Origin of the sequence: Ochrobactrum sp. SSR, assembly GCF_030067775.1 — a bacterium.
Classification (GTDB): domain Bacteria; phylum Pseudomonadota; class Alphaproteobacteria; order Rhizobiales; family Rhizobiaceae; genus Brucella; species Brucella teleogrylli.
Genome location: NZ_CP125969.1, coordinates 2,320,001 through 2,337,707 on the forward strand (window position 1 = coordinate 2,320,001; position 17,707 = coordinate 2,337,707).

The window sequence follows — 17,707 nt, forward strand, 5'->3', positions numbered from 1 at the left end:
TGCACAGGCGATGAAGGACGTGATACGCTGCGATAAGCGTCGGGGGAGGTGCGAATACCCTTTGATCCGACGATTTCCGAATGGGGCAACCCACCTTAGATAGCTAGAAAATTTGAATTGTTGGCGCTTTGGCAAGAACAATTCAACTTTCTAGTTATCGTAATAAGGTATCTACACCTGAATACATAGGGTGTTAGAAGCGAACCTGGGGAACTGAAACATCTAAGTACCCAGAGGAAAGGACATCAAACGAGACTCCGCTAGTAGTGGCGAGCGAACGCGGACCAGGCCAGTGGCTTAATTGAGTAAAGTGGAACAACTTGGAAAAGTTGGCTAAAGTGGGTGATAGCCCCGTACACGCAACACGAAATTAAGTCCTTGAGTAGGGCGGGACACGTGAAATCCTGTCTGAACATGGGTCGACCACGATCCAAGCCTAAGTACTCGTGCATGACCGATAGCGAACCAGTACCGTGAGGGAAAGGTGAAAAGCACCCCGACGAGGGGAGTGAAATAGTACCTGAAACCGAATGCCTACAAACAGTTGGAGCCCAAGGTTCGTCCTGGGTGACAGCGTACCTTTTGTATAATGGGTCAGCGACTTAGTCTGACGAGCAAGCTTAAGCCGGTAGGTGTAGGCGCAGCGAAAGCGAGTCTGAACAGGGCGTTCAGTTCGTCGGATTAGACCCGAAACCAAGTGATCTAGCCATGAGCAGGTTGAAGGTACGGTAACACGTACTGGAGGACCGAACCCATATCTGTTGCAATAGATCGGGATGACTTGTGGCTAGGGGTGAAAGGCCAATCAAACTTGGAGATAGCTGGTTCTCCGCGAAATCTATTTAGGTAGAGCGTCCAGCGAATACCCCCGGGGGTAGAGCACTGAATGGGCTATGGGGACTCACCGTCTTACTGATCCTAATCAAACTCCGAATACCGGGGAGTACTACTGGGCAGACACACGGCGGGTGCTAACGTCCGTCGTGAAGAGGGCAACAACCCTGACCACCATCTAAGGTCCCTAAGTTATGGCTAAGTGGGAAAGGATGTGAGGATCCCAAAACAACCAGGATGTTGGCTTAGAAGCAGCCATCATTTAAAGAAAGCGTAACAGCTCACTGGTCTAAATAAGGGTCTTTGCGCCGAAAATGTACCGGGGCTAAAGCCATACACCGAAGCTGTGGATGCACGTATGTGCGTGGTAGCGGAGCGTTCCGTAAGCCTGTGAAGGGACAGTCGTGAGACATCCTGGAGGTATCGGAAGTGAGAATGCTGACATGAGTAACGATAAAGGGAGTGAGAGACTCCCTCGCCGAAAGTCCAAGGGTTCCTGCTTAAAGTTAATCTGAGCAGGGTTAGCCGGCCCCTAAGGCGAGGCCGAAAGGCGTAGTCGATGGGAACCACGTTAATATTCGTGGGCCTGCAGGTAGTGACGGATCGCGTGTGTTGTAAGGTCTTATTGGATTGATCTTGCAGCGAAGCGGTTCCAGGAAATAGCTCCTGCATATAGACCGTACCCTAAACCGACACTGGTGGACTGGTAGAGAATACCAAGGCGCTTGAGAGAACTGCGTTGAAGGAACTCGGCAAAATGCACGCGTAACTTCGGAAGAAGCGTGACCTCCATGAAGGCAACTTTGTGGGGGTGGCACAGACCAGGGGGTAGCGACTGTTTACCAAAAACACAGGGCTCTGCGAAGTCGCAAGACGACGTATAGGGTCTGACGCCTGCCCGGTGCTGGAAGGTTAAGAGGAGATGTGCAAGCATTGAATTGAAGCCCCAGTAAACGGCGGCCGTAACTATAACGGTCCTAAGGTAGCGAAATTCCTTGTCGGGTAAGTTCCGACCTGCACGAATGGCGTAACGACTTCCCCGCTGTCTCCAACGCAGACTCAGTGAAATTGAATTCCCCGTGAAGATGCGGGGTTCCTGCGGTTAGACGGAAAGACCCCGTGCACCTTTACTATAGCTTTACACTGGCATTCGTGTCGGCATGTGTAGGATAGGTGGTAGACTTTGAAGCAGTGGCGCCAGCCATTGTGGAGTCATCCTTGAAATACCACCCTTGCCTATATGGATGTCTAACTGCGGCCCGTTATCCGGGTCCAGGACCGTGTATGGTGGGTAGTTTGACTGGGGCGGTCGCCTCCTAAAGAGTAACGGAGGCGCGCGATGGTAGGCTCAGAACGGTCGGAAATCGTTCGTCGAGTGCAATGGCATAAGCCTGCCTGACTGCAAGACTGACAAGTCGAGCAGAGACGAAAGTCGGTCATAGTGATCCGGTGGTCCCGCGTGGAAGGGCCATCGCTCAACGGATAAAAGGTACGCCGGGGATAACAGGCTGATGACCCCCAAGAGTCCATATCGACGGGGTTGTTTGGCACCTCGATGTCGACTCATCGCATCCTGGGGCTGGAGCAGGTCCCAAGGGTATGGCTGTTCGCCATTTAAAGCGGTACGTGAGTTGGGTTCAGAACGTCGTGAGACAGTTCGGTCCCTATCTGCCGTGGGTGTAGGAATATTGATAGGATCTGTCCCTAGTACGAGAGGACCGGGATGGACGTATCTCTGGTGGACCTGTTGTCGTGCCAACGGCATAGCAGGGTAGCTATATACGGACGGGATAACCGCTGAAGGCATCTAAGCGGGAAACCCACCTAAAAACGAGTATTCCCTATCAGAGCCGTGGAAGACCACCACGTTGATAGGCCGGGTGTGGAAGTGCGGCAACGCATGCAGCTTACCGGTACTAATAGCTCGATCGACTTGATCACTCCCATTATCTGTATCCATCAAGCTTCGCTTGACGAATACCAGCTTTAACTTCTGTCCTCACGCTGTCGCGGCTAAAGCCGCTTCGCTCCGGATAGGGCGCCGGAAAACCGGCGGCACGCAGTCGCGTGCTTATTGTTTATCAGTGCTCTATAAGAGCGTTGATGCCATCAGCACGAAAGACAACCAGCTTCTCAATTTGTGTTCTTCGCCGACCTGGTGGTTATGGCGGAGCGGCTGCACCCGATCCCATTCCGAACTCGGCCGTGAAACGCTCCAGCGCCAATGGTACTTCATCTTAAGATGCGGGAGAGTAGGTCGCTGCCAGGTCTGCAAAGCACACAAATCAAAACATCTTCTCAAATCATACAAAACACCGAAATTAAGCGACATTCGCCAAAAATACCGACTACAACAAATAAGTGAGACAGGCTCGGAGCAGCCCGTTCGGCCTAAAATCGATACTCAATCGATTTTTTAACGGCCTCACCTCATCAGGCTACGCCTGACTTCGCTCCCGGGCCATTGAGGTCTGCACTTAATAACGCGGGGTGGAGCAGCCCGGTAGCTCGTCAGGCTCATAACCTGAAGGCCGCAGGTTCAAATCCTGCCCCCGCAACCAAATCATCACAAAAGCCCCGCATAAACAATGCGGGGCTTTCCGCGTTCTAAGGGTGAATAAAGGAAGGGGAGGGCAGCAGCGGTCGAGGATGTGAAGTTTTACCTTGTTAGACCGGTACGAACCGCGATAAGCCGGTGATAGGTATCACACCTCAAGATGCATAATCTTATAGTTCTCCTTCCGATGGGGACCGGTTATGCCCTAATTGGACAAGCACTATGACCACGCATACCACCGGCCACGGCCTCAACGATCTTTCCTCGCTCATTCAGCAACTCTCGGACAAGGCGGAGCCGAATCTGATTGAGATTCGTCGCGATATCCACGCCCATCCGGAAACCGGTTTCGATGTGGAGCGGACGGCTGGTGTCGTAGCGCGCGAGCTGGAGCGTCTGGGCATTGAGCATCAGACGGGCGTGGGACGTACAGGTGTTGTCGGGTTGATCAAAGGTGGGCGTCCTGGACCGACGCTGGTTATCCGCGCCGACATGGATGCGCTGCCCATCGAGGAGCAAACTGGCCTGCCTTTTGCCAGCACGCATCAGGGCAAGATGCATGCCTGCGGTCATGATCTCCATACGGCGACACTGATCGGCATAGGCAGCGTACTCGGGCGAAATCGCGCCGCGTCTCAGTGGTAATGTGAAGTTGATGTTCCAGCCAGCCGAAGAAACGCTGGAAAGCGGCGCCCGCGCCATGATTGCTGACGGTATTCTGGACGGTGTTGACTATGCGCTCGGTTTTCATAACCAGCCTGAAGAACCAACCGGCACCTTCACTTTTGTAGAAGGCGTGGCCAACGGTTCTTCGGACGAGTTCGACATCACCGTTCATGCGGCTTCCGGCCATGCGGCGCGTCCGCATCAGGCGGTCGATCCGATTGTCGCGACGGCGCAGCTGATCAATCAGTTGCAGACCGTGGTGTCGCGGGAAGTCGACCCGATGCACACCGCTGTGCTGACCATCGGCTCGATCCATGGCGGACACACGCATAATATCATCCCGGATGCGGTGACGCTGATGGGCACGGTTCGTTGTCAGGATGCCGCGACGCGCAATGTGGTCGAGGCCGCAGTGCGGCGCATCTGCGCAGGGCTTGAAGCCTCGATGCGGGTGCGCTGCGAAATCAATTATGTGCGTGGCGTGCCGTCAATGGTGTCCGATCCTTATTTGATCGAAACGACGGGCGCGGCCATTCGCGAACATTATGGCGATGTCTATTTCAAGCGCGGCGGCAGCCTCGGTTCGGAAGACTTCGCCCTGGTGGCTGAGAAGGTGCCGTCGTTCCAGCTGGGCATCGGTGCATCGCAGGAAGGCCGTAACGACAAGCTGCACAATTCCGATTATCAGCCCGACGAACGCTCCATTAAAAATGGTGTCGTTGCGCTTTCGCTGGCGGCGATCCGTATTCTTTCCTGATGCAAAAAAAGGCGGCCATTTTGGCCGCCTTTTTCTTTTGAGATGAAGCGCGAGATCACGCGCAGAGATATTTGCTCGACAAAGCATGGATGTGATTGGTGCCGATACCGCAGCAACCGCCGATAATGCCTGCGCCGTTCTTCACCCAGCGCTTCGCCCAGCTGCCATAGGCATCCGGATCGAGATCGGTGCGTACTTCCGTCACCGTCGCATTGGCTTCTTCGTCGCCCTGCTGGGATGGAAATGCATTGGCATAAACCCCAACCGGAATGTCCTTGCCGAGTTCATCGAAGACGTTCTTTGCTGCCAGAATGGCGGCGTCCATCACTTCGGGCATGGCGCAATTGAACAGCAGCGCTTCTGCGCCGAGCTCGGCGGCAAGACGCGCACCTTCAGCGACGGTTTCGCCTGAACGAAGCTGGGCCTCGCCCATATCTTCCGGCGCAACATCATCGCGCAGCGTATAGGACACCCAGAGCGGCTTACCGGTGCCGCGCGTGGCTTCATGAGCGGCTTTCACTTCCGCGAGGCTGCTCTGGGTCTCAGCCAGCCAGAGATCGACTGATGGCGCAAGACCGTCAACCAGAACGCCGAGCAGTTCGCCCGCACGCGCCGGGTCGAACAGGTCCGGCTGGTAGGAGCCGAAAACCGGCGGCAGCGAACCTGCCACCTTCACGTCGCGGTCGGAGGCATCGGCGGCTTCGCGGGCAATCGTGCCGGAAAGGGCTGCAAGTTTGAGACCCTCGGCGGCAAAGCGCTCTTCGCCGATATGGAACGGCACCACGGCGTAGCTGTTGGTGGTGATGACGTCGGCACCGGCGGCAATATAACCGTCATGCACTTCACGCACGAATTGCGGGCCTTCGATCAAGGCAAGCGCCGACCACTCCGGCTGGCGGAACGGCGCGCCGACGCGCTCCAGCTCGCGGCCCATGCCGCCGTCGAGAATGATTGCCTTCTTGCTCATAATGTCGTGTCCTTTCAGAGATTATTCTGTGCCGTGCAGCTCTCGTCCGGCAATGATGCCGTCGAGCCAGCCGGGTTCCATTTGCGGAACGGAAGCCAAGAGCTTGCCGGTATAGTCATCGAAGGGCGGCGTTAGCACACTGGCCTTCGGGCCATAGCGCACCACCTGTCCGCGATGCATGACTGCAATGCTGTCGGCAATGGCGCGCACGATGGCCAGATCGTGTGTCACAAAGAGATAGGATGTGCCGGTCTCGTTTTGCATCCTGCGCAAGAGATCGAGTATCCCTTCAGCCACTAGCGGATCGAGCGCCGAGGTCGGTTCGTCACAGAGCAACAGCTTTGGTCGTGCGGCAAGTGCACGCGCAATGCAGACGCGTTGCTTCTGGCCGCCGGAAAGTTCAGCCGGATAGCGCTCCAGAACGGCCTGCGGCAGCTCGATGCGATCCATCAGTTCGGCCACGGCCTTGCGCCGGTCTGCGCGCCCCATGCCGAAATAGAACTGCAACGGGCGTCCGACGATGTCGGCAATGGTGCGGCGGGGATTGAGCGCCAGATCGGGCAACTGGCTGATCATCTGGATATTGCGCAGCGTTTCCTTCGACCGGCCTTCAAGGCGCGGCGACAGGATTGCGCCATCGAAGTGAATCTCACCGGCGATTGGCGGCAGAAGCCCGCACACCACACGCGCCAGCGTCGATTTGCCGGAACCGGACTCGCCGACAATGGCGAGCGTACGGCCCTTTTCCAGCTCCAGCGAGATATCGCTCAGAACCGGATTGGCCGGGTCATAGGCAGCGCTGATCTTGCTGACGGTCAGGAGCGGTTCGGCGGCCAGTGGCTTGCCTTCCACTTCCTTCTGGCGCACGGCAACCAGCTGGCGCGTATAATCTTCGCGCGGCGCGTCGAATATCTGGCGGACGGGACCTTGTTCGACCATGCGGCCATGGCGCAGCACCATGATGTCGTCGGCGATCTGCGCAACGACCGCAAGGTCGTGCGAGATATAAAGCGCTGCCGTGCCGGTACTCTCGATCGCCTTCTTGATGGCGATGAGAACTTCGATCTGGGTGGTGACGTCGAGCGCCGTGGTTGGTTCGTCGAAAACCACCAGATCGGGCTTCGGGCAAAGCGCCATGGCGGTCATGGCGCGCTGCAACTGGCCGCCTGATACCTGATGCGGATAGCGCTCGCCGAAATGCTCCGGGTCGGGCAGGCCAAGCATGGCAAAGAGTTCTATAGCGCGCTTTCTGGCTTCCGCACGCTTCATCAGCCCGTGCCAGACCGTGGCTTCGATCACCTGATCGATCAGGCGATGGGCGGGGTTGAAGGCAGCGGCTGCCGATTGCGCCACATAGGCGACACGGCTGCCGCGCATGGCCTGCATGTCCTTGCGCGACAGCGACAGGATGTTGCTGCCGTCGAGCGTCACGGTCCCGCCAGTAATCTGCAAGCCGCCGCGTGCATGCCCAAGGGCTGCAAGACCGATGGTGGATTTTCCCGCGCCGGATTCGCCGATGAGACCAAGCACCCGGCCTTTGGCAAGGGTCAGGTCGACCTTATCGACGACAAGGCCGTCGTCGGAGCGGATTTCCAGAGCGGTGATTTTGAGCAGAGGTTCAGCCATTATCCTGCGCACCTCGCTTCAGGCTCGATGTGCGCTGCAAGACCCAATCGACGACGAAATTGACGCTGATCGCCAGCGCCGCAATGGTGCCGCCGGGAATGAGTGCGGCGAAGACGCCGAACATCAACCCGTCCTTGTTGTCTTTTACCAGACTGCCCCAGTCGGCCACCGGCGGCTGTACGCCAAGGCCGAGGAAGGAAAGGGTGGACAGGAACAGGATTGCAAACACGAAGCGCAACCCGAATTCGGCCAGCAGTGGCGACAATGCATTGGGCAGAATTTCGTTGAAGATGATCCAGCCTTTGCTCTCGCCGCGCAACCGCGCGATTTCCACATAGTCCAGCACGACCACATCCAAAGCGATGGCACGGCTGACGCGGAAAACGCGGGTCGCTTCCAGCACGGCCATGACGGCGATGAGCACGAACACGCTTTTCGGCAGAACGGCGAGTACCACCAGTGCGAAGATCAGGGTCGGGATCGCCATCAGCAGATCGTTGGTGCGTGACAAAAGCTGGTCCGGCCAGCCTTTGGAGAGCGCAGCAAGAAAGCCGAGCGGCACGCCGATTGCAAAGGCCACGATGGTTGAGGCGGCGGCAATCGACAGCGTTAGCCGCGTGCCCCAGATAACGCGGGACAGAAGGTCGCGACCAATATTGTCGGTGCCGAGAAGAGCTTGCGGCGAGGGGCCTTGCCAGACAGCGCCCACCACTTCCGAAATTGGATGCGGTGCCAGAAAATCTGCGAAAATGCCGACGAACAGGAAGAAGGCGATGCCGCCGAAACCGATGATCGCCAACAGCGGCGAAGACTGTTTGCGCTTTTTCATCGCGGGTGCCTCAGCCGTGGATTGGTCAGGATCACAATAACATCGGCGATGATGTTGAGGCCGATATAGACGGCGGCAAAGATCAGGCCACAGGCCTGCACCACCGGCACGTCACGCTTGGCAACGTGATCGACCATATATTGCCCCATTCCAGGATAAACGAAGATGACCTCGACCACCACGACGCCAACCACCAGATAGGCTAGGTTCAGCGCAATGACATTGATGACCGGCGACAGCGCATTGGGTAAAGCGTGTTTCAAAAGAATGCGCCAGCGCGGCAGGCCTTTCAGCTGCGCAGTCTCGATATAGGGCGACGACATGACGGACAAAAGCGAGGCGCGCGTCATCCGCACCATATGGCCGGTCACGGCGATCACCAGCGTCATGCAGGGCAGGGCAACAGCCGTCAGACGCTGCCAGCCGCTCATCGACGACGTGACGAGCGCGCTTGATGGCAGCAGGCCGAGCGAGATCGCCAGATAGGCGATCAGAATATAGGCTACGAAGAATTCCGGCAGCGATATGGTGGCAAGCGTTGCCACGGCAATGCCCCGGTCGATCACCGTGCCGGCATAGAGAACGGAAATCAAGCCGAGCAGCAGCGCCAGCGGTATCGCGAACAGCGCCGACATGGCAGCAAGATAGAGCGTGTTCGACAGGCGCGGCGCGATGCTTTTGGCAATGTCCTGCCGGTTGGAATAGCTGCGACCGAGATCGCCTTGCACGGCATTGACCAGCCATTCGGAGTAACGCTGGATCGCCGGTCGCTCAAGGCCGAGTTCCTTGCGGATGTTTTCGACGGCCTGCGGGGTTGCCTGCTGGCCGAGCATGGCGGTTGCCACGTCGCCGGGCAGGATCTGCGTGCCCGCGAAAATGACCACTGAAATCGCCCAGAGCAACACGATACCGAGCAATACGCGCCGCACGATCAGCCCGAGAAGCGAGTTGCCGCGCAGAAAGCCACCGGAGCGTTTGCGTGAGGAAGGCCTATAGGCTCCCGCGACGGCGGCTTGCGCGTCGATATCGGGTCGCTCTGTCGGCATGTCTGTCATTCGTGGCTCAGTGTTGGGGCGTCGTTCTGCCCCGGAGAAAAGCTTGCGGCAAAAGGGGTCGCCCGGTTTTGGGACCTGCAACGTGTTAATGGTTCGCTGCGCCGCTGCCAAGCCCTGTTTGGGCTTCATTCCTATTTTCTATAAGTTTGCTTCCGGTTCGGAATGCGCCTCGAAGACGGGGAGGGCCTAAAAAGCAAAAATCCCGAACGAAGCCGGGATTTTGCGTGTGCCTTGCTGGAAACTGGAGCGGGCGAAGGGATTCGAACCCTCGACCCCAACCTTGGCAAGGTTGTGCTCTACCCCTGAGCTACACCCGCTCGCGCCAGTTTCGACCTGAAAGCGCTTCCGAAGGAAGTCGTTTCCGTCAGGCAGGCGGTATATGAACCAACGCTTTGCAGATTGCAACAGGCAAATCGAGCCTTTCGATGGAAAATTTTTCATCGCTGTGGATGAACGAAATCATGCTCCCAAACGGTGAGCGCCGAGGCGCGAAAAGCTGATTACCGATGCAAACAGCGCAAAGCCCGAAGCGATGAACAGGATATAGGGCGAGCCTTCCACGCCCCATTGCGCCAGCAGGAACGCCACGAAGGCAGCGCCCAGAGACTGGCCGAGCAGACGAGCGGTGCCGAGCATGCCGCTTGCAGCGCCGGAGCGCGCACGCGGCGTCGAGGTGATCATCATGCGGTTGTTCGGCGCTTGGAACAGACCGAAGCCGATGCCGCAAATGGCCATGCGCCAGCAAATATCACCAATCGTCGGATGGGCGGGCAACATGCCGACCAGCGCCAGCCCGGCAGCAAAAGTGATGAGGCCGAGCAGCCCGAGTATCGCCGGGGAATATTTGTCGGAAAGCTTGCCGGATAAAGGCGCGACCAATGCCAGCGCAATCGGCCATGGCATCATCAGAAAGCCCACCTCAATCGGCTTGAAGCCGAACACGGTCTGAAACAGGAACGGCAGCGAGATGAAGGCCATCATCTGCGCGAGGAACGACATGATCGACGTGCAGATCGAGAGCGTGAACACCGGAATGCGCAACAGATCGAGCGGCAGCAGCGGGTCTGTGGTACGCAGCGAGCGGCGTGTCAGCAAAATGCCCGCCACGAGACAGGCCACGGCCTGCAGCACGACGACAGTTTGACTGACCTCGTTGCCAGCACTGTCGATGGTCGTGATCAGAAGGCCGATGGTCAGGGCGCTGAGGATGGCGCTGACGACATCGAACTTGCGCGCCGAGCGCTCATTTTCCGGCAGGGTTCGTAAGCCCATCGCGACCGCTGCGATGCCGAGCGGAATATTGATGACGAAGAGCCACGGCCAGGTCAGCGAGGACAGGATGACGCCTGCGAGCGTTGGCCCGATGGTCGAAGAAACCGCCACAAAGAGGGCGTTGAGGCCGATGGCCGTACCGAATTTGGCCTGCGGAACGGTATAACGCAACAGCGCGGTATTGACGCTCATCAGCCCCGCCGCGCCCAATCCTTGCACGATGCGCGCGAGGGTCAGCGTTTCCAGCGAGCGCGCGAAGACGCAAGCCACCGATGCGACGGTGAACAGCGTCACACCCGCCAGATAGATGCGGCGATAGCCGTAGATTTCGCCAAGCGCTGCCAGCGGCAACAGGCTGATGACGATAGCGAGCTGATAGCCGTTAACGATCCAGATCGAGGCTGCGGGTCCGGCGGAAAAATCGGCGGCGATTGTCGGCAGCGCGACATTGGCAATGGTGCCGTCGATGACGGCAAGCGTCAAACCGACCATCAAGGTTGCCCATGCCCAATAGATTCTCGGCTTGGGCAATCCGTCCGGTGCGACGGACGTGCCTTGCTTGATGACGGTTTCGTGCTTCATGTCATTGACCAGTCTGAGGGATGGCGCCAACCTTAACCCGAAAGGGAAGGTGAGCAAGCTCTCTAACCCAAAAATGCCAGCCGAACATCGTTTTTGCCCGATAAATTGATTGGGTAACGCTATTGTGTGCCATTCGCTGGCGAAACCGGCAGGTTCATCACCCGCGCATAATGGCGGGGATTGAAGCTCAGATAGAGCGGGCAGATCGCCGCGACCAGAACAAGGTGCAGGATCCAGCCGGAAGCAAAGCCGCCGGTGATACTATGAAGAAGCGCGGTTGCGACGGGTCCAAGTGCTGCAATCAGAAAACCGCCGCCTTGCATCATGGCGGCCAGAGCGCCTGCTTCCTCCGGTTTCGGCAAATGGTCCAGCGAGGTGATCATCGCAAGCGCGAAGCTGCCGCCGAGGCCGGCACCACAGATCGCCGACCACAAGACCGGCGAGATGTCCGGCGCAAAGGCAAGCCCGGCAAATCCCACAACCTGCATCAAAAGGCTGAAAAGCAGCCATGGGCGGCGGTCGGTGCTGCGTCGTGCAAGCATGGGCAGGGCGAGGGCGCTCAGAGCCTGCGCAATCGCCATGGTCGCGACAAGGCTGCCCGTCGCCGAGGCTTCAAGCCCGAGTGTCTGATAATAAGGTGCAAGCCATGCGACCATTGAGGAATAACCGGCATTGACGAGGCCGAATGCGGCCATCAGCGCCCATGTGCGCGGACGCCGTAAAAGCGTAGCTGTAATGCCCGACTTCTGGCCTGCTGCTTTCGTTGTGCTTGGGGCCTCTTTCAGGATCGGCACGGCAGCGATCAAGGCGAGCACGGCAGGTATCGCCAACAAAGAGAGCGCATAGCGCCAATTGTGGGCGGCACCGGCAAACCATGGCGCCAATCGCGCACCCAGTGCACCCCCGCCCATGATGGTTGCAGAGTAAAGCCCGGTGATCGTGGCGATGGACGATGGAAATCTGGCCTTGATGAGACCGGGCATCAGCGCCTGTATCATGGCAACGCCAGCGCCGCAGAGAATGGCTGTGAATATCAGCGACAGGCCGTCCGGCACGATGCCGCGCAGCGCCGATCCGGCTGCGAGGATTGCGAGTGCTGCGAACATGCTTCGGCGCTTACCGAAAAGCGACTGGATGCGCGGCGTGACAAATGCGCCAAGCCCCATCAGCAGCATCGGCAGAAAAGTCAGGAGTGAAAGCGCACCAAACCCCATGCCTGTATCGGCGGCGATATCCGACAGAACCGGCCCGGGGCCCGTCAGGAAAGGTCGCAGGTTGAAACCGATCAGCGCGACGAGCGCGACAAGGGCAATGGGTGCGGTCCGATTACCGCCGGTGCTGGCAGGGTTGTTCTGCATGATGAGACTTTACTGGGTGTCTGTCCGGTCCTGCCATGCGCGCAGCAGGCGTTCGCCTTCTTCCGACGGGCAATGTTCAAAGCGGATACCGGTCTGCGCGCTGACGGGCTTGGCCAGTTCAGCAGCGATTTTGGCGGTGGAAAGGCCATAGGATTCGGCCTGTTCGTTGGAATTGGCGAACAGGATCTTGTCCACGCCTGCCATGCGCATGGCGGCATAGCACATGGGGCAGGGCTGGCCACTGGCATAGACGGCGCAGCCGTCGAGACGTGGCGATTGCAGGGCCTTGCCCGCCGCGCGCAGCGCCAGCAATTCGGCATGGGCCGTTGGGTCGCAATCGGCCTGCATGCGGTTGACGCCGGTGGCAATGACGTCGCCGTCCTTGACCACCACGGCGCCGAACGGGCGTCCGCCCTGATCGACATTGTCGAATGCCAGCGCTATGGCCTGATCGAGAAAGATCCGGTCGGTGTTCATTTCGCACCTGCCTTTTCGAGAAGGGCGACCATCGGTGCATAGCCGCGCTGGCGCGCATGCTGCAATGGCGTCACGCCGTCCTTGTCGGCGATGTTTACATCGGCACCGGCATCGATCAACTGCTTGACGATTTCGACATGGCGCTCGCCGCCATCGGCCAGAATGATAGCCTCCAGCAAGGCGGTCCAATGGAGATTGTTGACGTGATCGACTTTCACGCCCGCCGCAATCAGCGTGCGAACCGTCTCGACATGGCCACGTTCGGCTGCTGGGATGAGCGCCGTTCCGCCATAGCGGTTGGTGCTTGTCAGGTCGGCACCGTGCGCCAGTGTCAGTTTCAGGATTTCCAGATGGCCGCGCGCACCCGCATATAGATAGGGGCTGTCATTGATTGCGTCCTTGGCATTCACATTCGCGCCCGCCTCGATCAAAGCGCGTGCGACATCGATGTGATTGGCATGGGTGGCGGCGAGGAGGGCCGTTTCGCCATTCTTGCCGCGCACTTCAAGATCGGCTCCAGCCTTGATGGCGGCCTTTACGGCGGCGAGGTTGCCGGCTCTGGCTGCTTCGATAAGACCGGTTTCGGTTTGTGCGATGGCCTGATGGCCGGGCAAGGTGGGTTCGCTCATGACAATGGCTCCTGCAATCAATGCCAAGGCACTCAAGCTGAATAATGTTCGGCGCATTTACGGCTCCCTTGGTTGACGGTTTTCATACAGCGTGGTGGTTATATTTGAAAATTAAATGTTGAACTGATATCCAGTGGATTTATGAATATTAACTTCAATCTCGATCTGATGCGGGCCTTTGTGGTTGTCGTCGATAGCCGCAGCTTCACGGTTGCGGCGCAGCAATTGCATTCGACGCAATCGACCATCAGCCAGAAGATATTGCGGCTGGAAGAGGCGGCGGGGCAGGCGCTGCTGGAGCGCGCACGTCGCGATGTGCGACCCACCGATGCCGGGGAAAAGTTGCTCGGTTATGCGCGGCGCATGCTGCACCTGCATGATGAAGCCGCTGCCGCCATGACCGGCAGCGCGCTTGCGACGGTGTTTCGTCTGGGACTGCCGGAAGATTTCGCATCGCGACTGGTCACGCCTGCCCTGGCGGCGTTCATGCGCGAACATCCGAACATCAAGCTGGAAGTGACGAGCGGTCTCAGCCGCGACTTGCAGAAAGGTTTTGAAACGGGTGATTTCGATCTCGTCATGGTCAAGCAGAAGCGCGGCGAGACGGCAGGCAAAATGCGCTGGCCCGAACCTTTGACCTGGCTGGAGAGTGCGGACTTTCCGGTGTCTTCAATGTCGCGGCTTGAGCCGCTGCCGCTAGTCGCCTTTCCGCCGAACGGGCTTTATCGCAGCGACATGATGGAGGCGCTCGACCGGATCGGCAGGCCATGGCATGTGGTGTTCACCAGCTCCAGTCTGGTGAGCATTCAAAGTGCTGTGGCGGAGGGGCTTGGCGTCAGCCTGTTGCCGATGCGCGTTATGCTGCCCGCCCACCGCGCCGTGCCGGAGCTTGCGGGCCTGCCTGCGGTCGAACCGATGGAAATCGTCATCCGGCACATGGATCACGGCCCCGAACAAATCCGGCAACTGGCAGGGATACTGGCCGAAACCGTCGAAAACTGATGATGACCGTTTGAAGAAAACGACCGGGCGTGCCAACCCGACGCAATTTATCCGGTCAGCATACCTTCCAGAAATTTTCAGTCGTCAACAGCCTGCAATCTTTTCAGAAAAGTCGTTGAAATTCGGATTGACCGATTTTGTATCCAGGATATAGTTTGCGAAAAGTTGGGAGGCTTTTCGATTGGCGGCTTATGAATGGCGTAGTCAGACCCGTTTGCTGGACGAAGTGGCAGAGGCGCTTCGGGAGCAGATCTATGCGGGCGTTTATGCGCCGGGCGCGATCCTCCGGCAGGAGCATATAGCCACCGAATTCGGCATCAGCCGCACGCCCTTGCGGGAAGCCTTGCGTGTTCTGGAGCGCGACGGGCTGGTCATCCATCTGCCGGGCAGGGGGTGCGTGTCGCCTCCGCCGATCTCACCCGCCTGATTGATGCTTATGCCGTGCGCGAAGTACTCGACGGTGTGGCTGCGCGTTTTGCCGCTGAACGGGCGAGCGATGCGGATATCGCCAGGCTGCGCACCCATGTCGCGGGTCAGTCGGCGGTGGTCGATCCGTGGGATGCCAAAGCCTATACCCAGTCCAATGTCGATTTTCATATGGCGGTGATGAACACGGCAGGTAATGCCTCGCTGATCGCCTTCGTGCCGTTGTTGCGCATGACATCGCAGGTTTTCGCGCCATCCTTTTCGCTATCGGTAGATCGTGCACGCGATGCAATCCGCGAACATGGCGCGATTGTTGAGGCCATTGCCGCGCGCGATGGCGAGCAGGCTGAGCGGCTGGCGCGGGCGCATATCCGCGCCACCACTGCAAGATTGGAGGCGGAACAGCCTCTTCGGGAGAATGAAGATGAAGCATGAGAACCAGACGGGAGGAGCGGGCTTGCTCCGTTACGGCAATTTTATCGCGGGTCAGTGGCAGGATGCGGCTGGCGGCGAGCATATCACGGTCAAGAACCCTTCCGATGGCAGCGATCTGGCGCTGATTGCGCGCGGCGCCAAGGCCGATATCGATCAGGCTGTAGCAGCAGCCCGCAAGGCGCTTTCCGGCGACTGGGGCAAGCTGACCGCGACCGAGCGCGGTCGTGTACTGCATCGCATTTCGGAAGAAGTGCTGAAGAATATCGACCTCCTGACGGATCTGGAATCGAAGGATGTTGGCAAGCCGGTCGGCCAAGCCCGCGCCGACGTGGTGGCGCTGGCGCGTTATCTCGAATTCTACGGTGCATCCGCTGACAAGGTGCATGGCGATACGCTGCCCTATCAGAACGGCTTCACGGTTCTGTCGATCTATGAGCCGCACGGCGTCACGGGCCATATTATTCCGTGGAACTATCCGATGCAGATTCTGGGGCGCAGCCTTGGCGCAGCATTGGCCATGGGCAATGCCGCCGTGGTCAAGCCTGCCGAAGAAGCCTGCCTGACCATTCTCGAATTTGCGCGCATTGCCGAAAAGGCCGGTCTGCCGAAGGGCGCGCTCAATGTGGTGACCGGGCTTGGCGCGGAAGCGGGTGCAGCACTCTCCGAACATCCCGATGTCAACCACATCTCGTTCACGGGATCGGTGCGCACCGGTGAAGCGGTACAGGCCGCAGCAGCGAAGAACACTGTGCCGGTGACGCTGGAACTTGGCGGAAAATCGCCGCAGATCGTTTTCGCTGATGCCGATCTCGACCGCGCTTTGCCGTTTCTGGTCAATGCCGGCATTCAAAATGCCGGTCAGACCTGCTCGGCTTCGTCGCGCATTCTGGTCGAACGCAGCATTTACGAAGATGTTGTCGCGCGCATGAGCGAACGCTACCGCGCATTGAAGGTTGGCCCTGCAAGTGCTGATCCGTCCGTCGGTCCGGTGGTGTCGCAGCGCCAGAAGGCGATTGTCGAAAGCTATCTGGATCTCGCCAAGGAAAGCGGACTGTCCATTGCCGCGCAAGGCGTGCTGACCGAAGACGCGCCGGAAGGCGGGGCCTATGTGTTGCCGACGCTGATCCGCGACGTGCCTGCCGATCATCGACTGGCGCAGGAGGAAATCTTTGGTCCGGTGCAGGTTATCCTGCCGTTCGATACCGAAGAGGAAGCCATCGCCATTGCCAATGGCACGTCCTACGGTCTCGTTTGCGGCATCTGGACCAAGGATGGCGGACGCCAGTTCCGCCTCGCCCATGCGATCCATTCGGGGCAGGTGTTCATTAACAATTACGGCGCTGGCGGCGGTATCGAACTGCCGTTCGGCGGCGTGAAGAAATCCGGCCATGGCCGCGAAAAAGGTTTTGAGGCGCTCTACGGGTTTGCCTCGCTGAAGACGATTTCCGTGTATCACGGTTAAGGAGAAGCATAGTGTCGCTTGAAGGTAAGGTCGCGCTCATTACAGGAGCAGGTTCGGGGTTTGGCGAAGGCATGGCGAAGCGCTTTGCTTCAGGCGGCGCAAAGGTCGTCATCGTCGACCGCGACAAGGCAGGCGCTGAGCGCGTCGCAGGCGAAATCGGCGATGCGGCGCTGGCCGTGGCTGCCGATATTTCCAAGGAAGCCGATGTTGATGCAGCGGTGGAAGCCGCGTTTTCGAAATTCGGCAAGGTCGATATTCTCATCAATAATGCCGGTATTGGCCACAAGCCGCAAAATGCCGAACTGGTAGAGCCGGACGAGTTCGACCGCATTCTCGGCGTCAATGTGCGCGGCGTCTATCTGATGACGCGCAAGCTCATCCCGCATTTCAAGGGCAATGGCGAAGGCGTCATTTTGAACGTCGCTTCGACGGGTGCTGGTCGCCCGCGCCCGAATCTTGCCTGGTACAATGCCACCAAGGGCTGGGTCGTTTCGGTCACGAAGGCGCTCGCCATTGAACTCGCACCGTCGAAAATCCGCGTCGTGGCGCTGAACCCGGTTGCCGGTGAAACGCCGCTGCTCACCACGTTCATGGGTGAGGACACGGAAGAAATCCGCAAGAAATTCCGCGATTCCATCCCGATGGGCCGCCTGTTGAAACCCGACGATCTGGCTGAAGCGGCGGCTTTCCTTTGCTCGCCCGCTGCCTCTATGATTACCGGGGTTGCGCTCGACGTGGATGGCGGGCGCTCGATTTAAATCCAGAAAGGTTGT

Annotated in this window: 13 protein-coding genes, 2 tRNA genes, 2 rRNA genes and 1 pseudogene (1 of these 18 only partly in view); 9 read left to right on the forward strand and 9 right to left on the reverse strand. The window is 58.6% G+C overall.

The genetic code is table 11. The features are described 5' to 3' along the window. The 5 genes from QLQ11_RS10975 to QLQ11_RS10995 all read left to right on the forward strand — a co-directional run. A 23S ribosomal RNA gene (locus tag QLQ11_RS10975) occupies window positions 1–2,775 on the forward strand (it extends 39 nt beyond the left edge of the window). A gap of 213 nt (window positions 2,776–2,988) precedes the next feature. Then, a 5S ribosomal RNA gene (rrf, locus tag QLQ11_RS10980) occupies window positions 2,989–3,103 on the forward strand. Window positions 3,104–3,318: 215 nt separating this feature from the next. Continuing rightward, window positions 3,319–3,395: transfer RNA gene (locus tag QLQ11_RS10985), tRNA-Met, on the forward strand. Window positions 3,396–3,613: 218 nt separating this feature from the next. Then, window positions 3,614–4,036, forward strand: coding sequence for a M20 family metallopeptidase (locus QLQ11_RS10990; RefSeq protein WP_371835877.1), 423 nt, complete (start codon window positions 3,614–3,616; stop codon window positions 4,034–4,036). A gap of 10 nt (window positions 4,037–4,046) precedes the next feature. Beyond that, entirely contained in the window at window positions 4,047–4,814 is a 768-nt protein-coding gene (locus tag QLQ11_RS10995; RefSeq protein WP_371835878.1) for a M20 family metallopeptidase, read from the forward strand. Between the two features lie 55 nt (window positions 4,815–4,869). Here the strand turns inward: QLQ11_RS10995 and QLQ11_RS11000 are convergent, their stop codons facing one another. The 9 genes from QLQ11_RS11000 to QLQ11_RS11040 all read right to left on the reverse strand — a co-directional run bounded on the left by QLQ11_RS11000 (window position 4,870) and on the right by QLQ11_RS11040 (window position 13,609). Continuing rightward, window positions 4,870–5,781, reverse strand: coding sequence for a homocysteine S-methyltransferase family protein (locus tag QLQ11_RS11000; RefSeq protein WP_121538880.1), 912 nt, complete (start codon window positions 5,779–5,781; stop codon window positions 4,870–4,872). Window positions 5,782–5,802: 21 nt separating this feature from the next. Continuing rightward, entirely contained in the window at window positions 5,803–7,407 is a 1,605-nt protein-coding gene (locus QLQ11_RS11005) for an ABC transporter ATP-binding protein (protein WP_121538879.1), read from the reverse strand. Then, window positions 7,400–8,236, reverse strand: a complete 837-nt coding sequence (locus QLQ11_RS11010; RefSeq protein WP_121538878.1) for an ABC transporter permease — start codon at window positions 8,234–8,236, stop codon at window positions 7,400–7,402. The genes QLQ11_RS11005 and QLQ11_RS11010 overlap by 8 nt, the downstream gene beginning before the upstream one ends. Continuing rightward, entirely contained in the window at window positions 8,233–9,282 is a 1,050-nt protein-coding gene (locus QLQ11_RS11015) for an ABC transporter permease (protein ID WP_121538886.1), read from the reverse strand. Before QLQ11_RS11015 ends, QLQ11_RS11010 begins: the two co-directional genes overlap by 4 nt. A 251-nt stretch (window positions 9,283–9,533) precedes the next feature. Then, window positions 9,534–9,608: transfer RNA gene (locus QLQ11_RS11020), tRNA-Gly, on the reverse strand. A 142-nt stretch (window positions 9,609–9,750) separates the two neighbouring features. After that, window positions 9,751–11,145: an MFS transporter gene (locus QLQ11_RS11025; protein WP_121538877.1), complete on the reverse strand. Its 1,395-nt coding sequence runs from the start codon at window positions 11,143–11,145 to the stop codon at window positions 9,751–9,753. Between the two features lie 119 nt (window positions 11,146–11,264). Then, window positions 11,265–12,503, reverse strand: coding sequence for a cyanate transporter (locus tag QLQ11_RS11030; protein ID WP_121538876.1), 1,239 nt, complete (start codon window positions 12,501–12,503; stop codon window positions 11,265–11,267). A 9-nt stretch (window positions 12,504–12,512) separates the two neighbouring features. Next, window positions 12,513–12,980 (reverse strand): nucleoside deaminase, encoded by a 468-nt coding sequence (locus QLQ11_RS11035; protein ID WP_121538875.1) that lies wholly within the window; start codon window positions 12,978–12,980, stop codon window positions 12,513–12,515. After that, window positions 12,977–13,609 carry an ankyrin repeat domain-containing protein gene (locus QLQ11_RS11040; RefSeq protein ID WP_235858997.1) on the reverse strand — a complete coding sequence of 211 codons (633 nt, stop codon included), beginning with the start codon at window positions 13,607–13,609 and terminating at the stop codon, window positions 12,977–12,979. Before QLQ11_RS11040 ends, QLQ11_RS11035 begins: the two co-directional genes overlap by 4 nt. 141 nt (window positions 13,610–13,750) lie before the next feature. Here QLQ11_RS11040 and QLQ11_RS11045 point away from each other — a divergent pair, with 141 nt between their 5' ends. From QLQ11_RS11045 to QLQ11_RS11060, 4 genes and pseudogenes are all read left to right on the forward strand, one after another. Beyond that, window positions 13,751–14,611 carry a LysR family transcriptional regulator gene (locus QLQ11_RS11045; RefSeq protein WP_121538873.1) on the forward strand — a complete coding sequence of 287 codons (861 nt, stop codon included), beginning with the start codon at window positions 13,751–13,753 and terminating at the stop codon, window positions 14,609–14,611. 181 nt (window positions 14,612–14,792) lie between these two features. Beyond that, a pseudogene (locus QLQ11_RS11050) lies at window positions 14,793–15,472 on the forward strand (GntR family transcriptional regulator). Next, entirely contained in the window at window positions 15,462–16,934 is a 1,473-nt protein-coding gene (locus QLQ11_RS11055) for an aldehyde dehydrogenase family protein (RefSeq protein ID WP_121538872.1), read from the forward strand. Before QLQ11_RS11050 ends, QLQ11_RS11055 begins: the two are co-directional and overlap by 11 nt. Before the next feature lie 11 nt (window positions 16,935–16,945). Further along, on the forward strand, window positions 16,946–17,692 hold the full coding sequence (locus QLQ11_RS11060; protein WP_121538871.1) for an SDR family oxidoreductase: 747 nt from the start codon (window positions 16,946–16,948) through the stop codon (window positions 17,690–17,692). The last annotated feature ends 15 nt before the right edge of the window (window positions 17,693–17,707 follow it).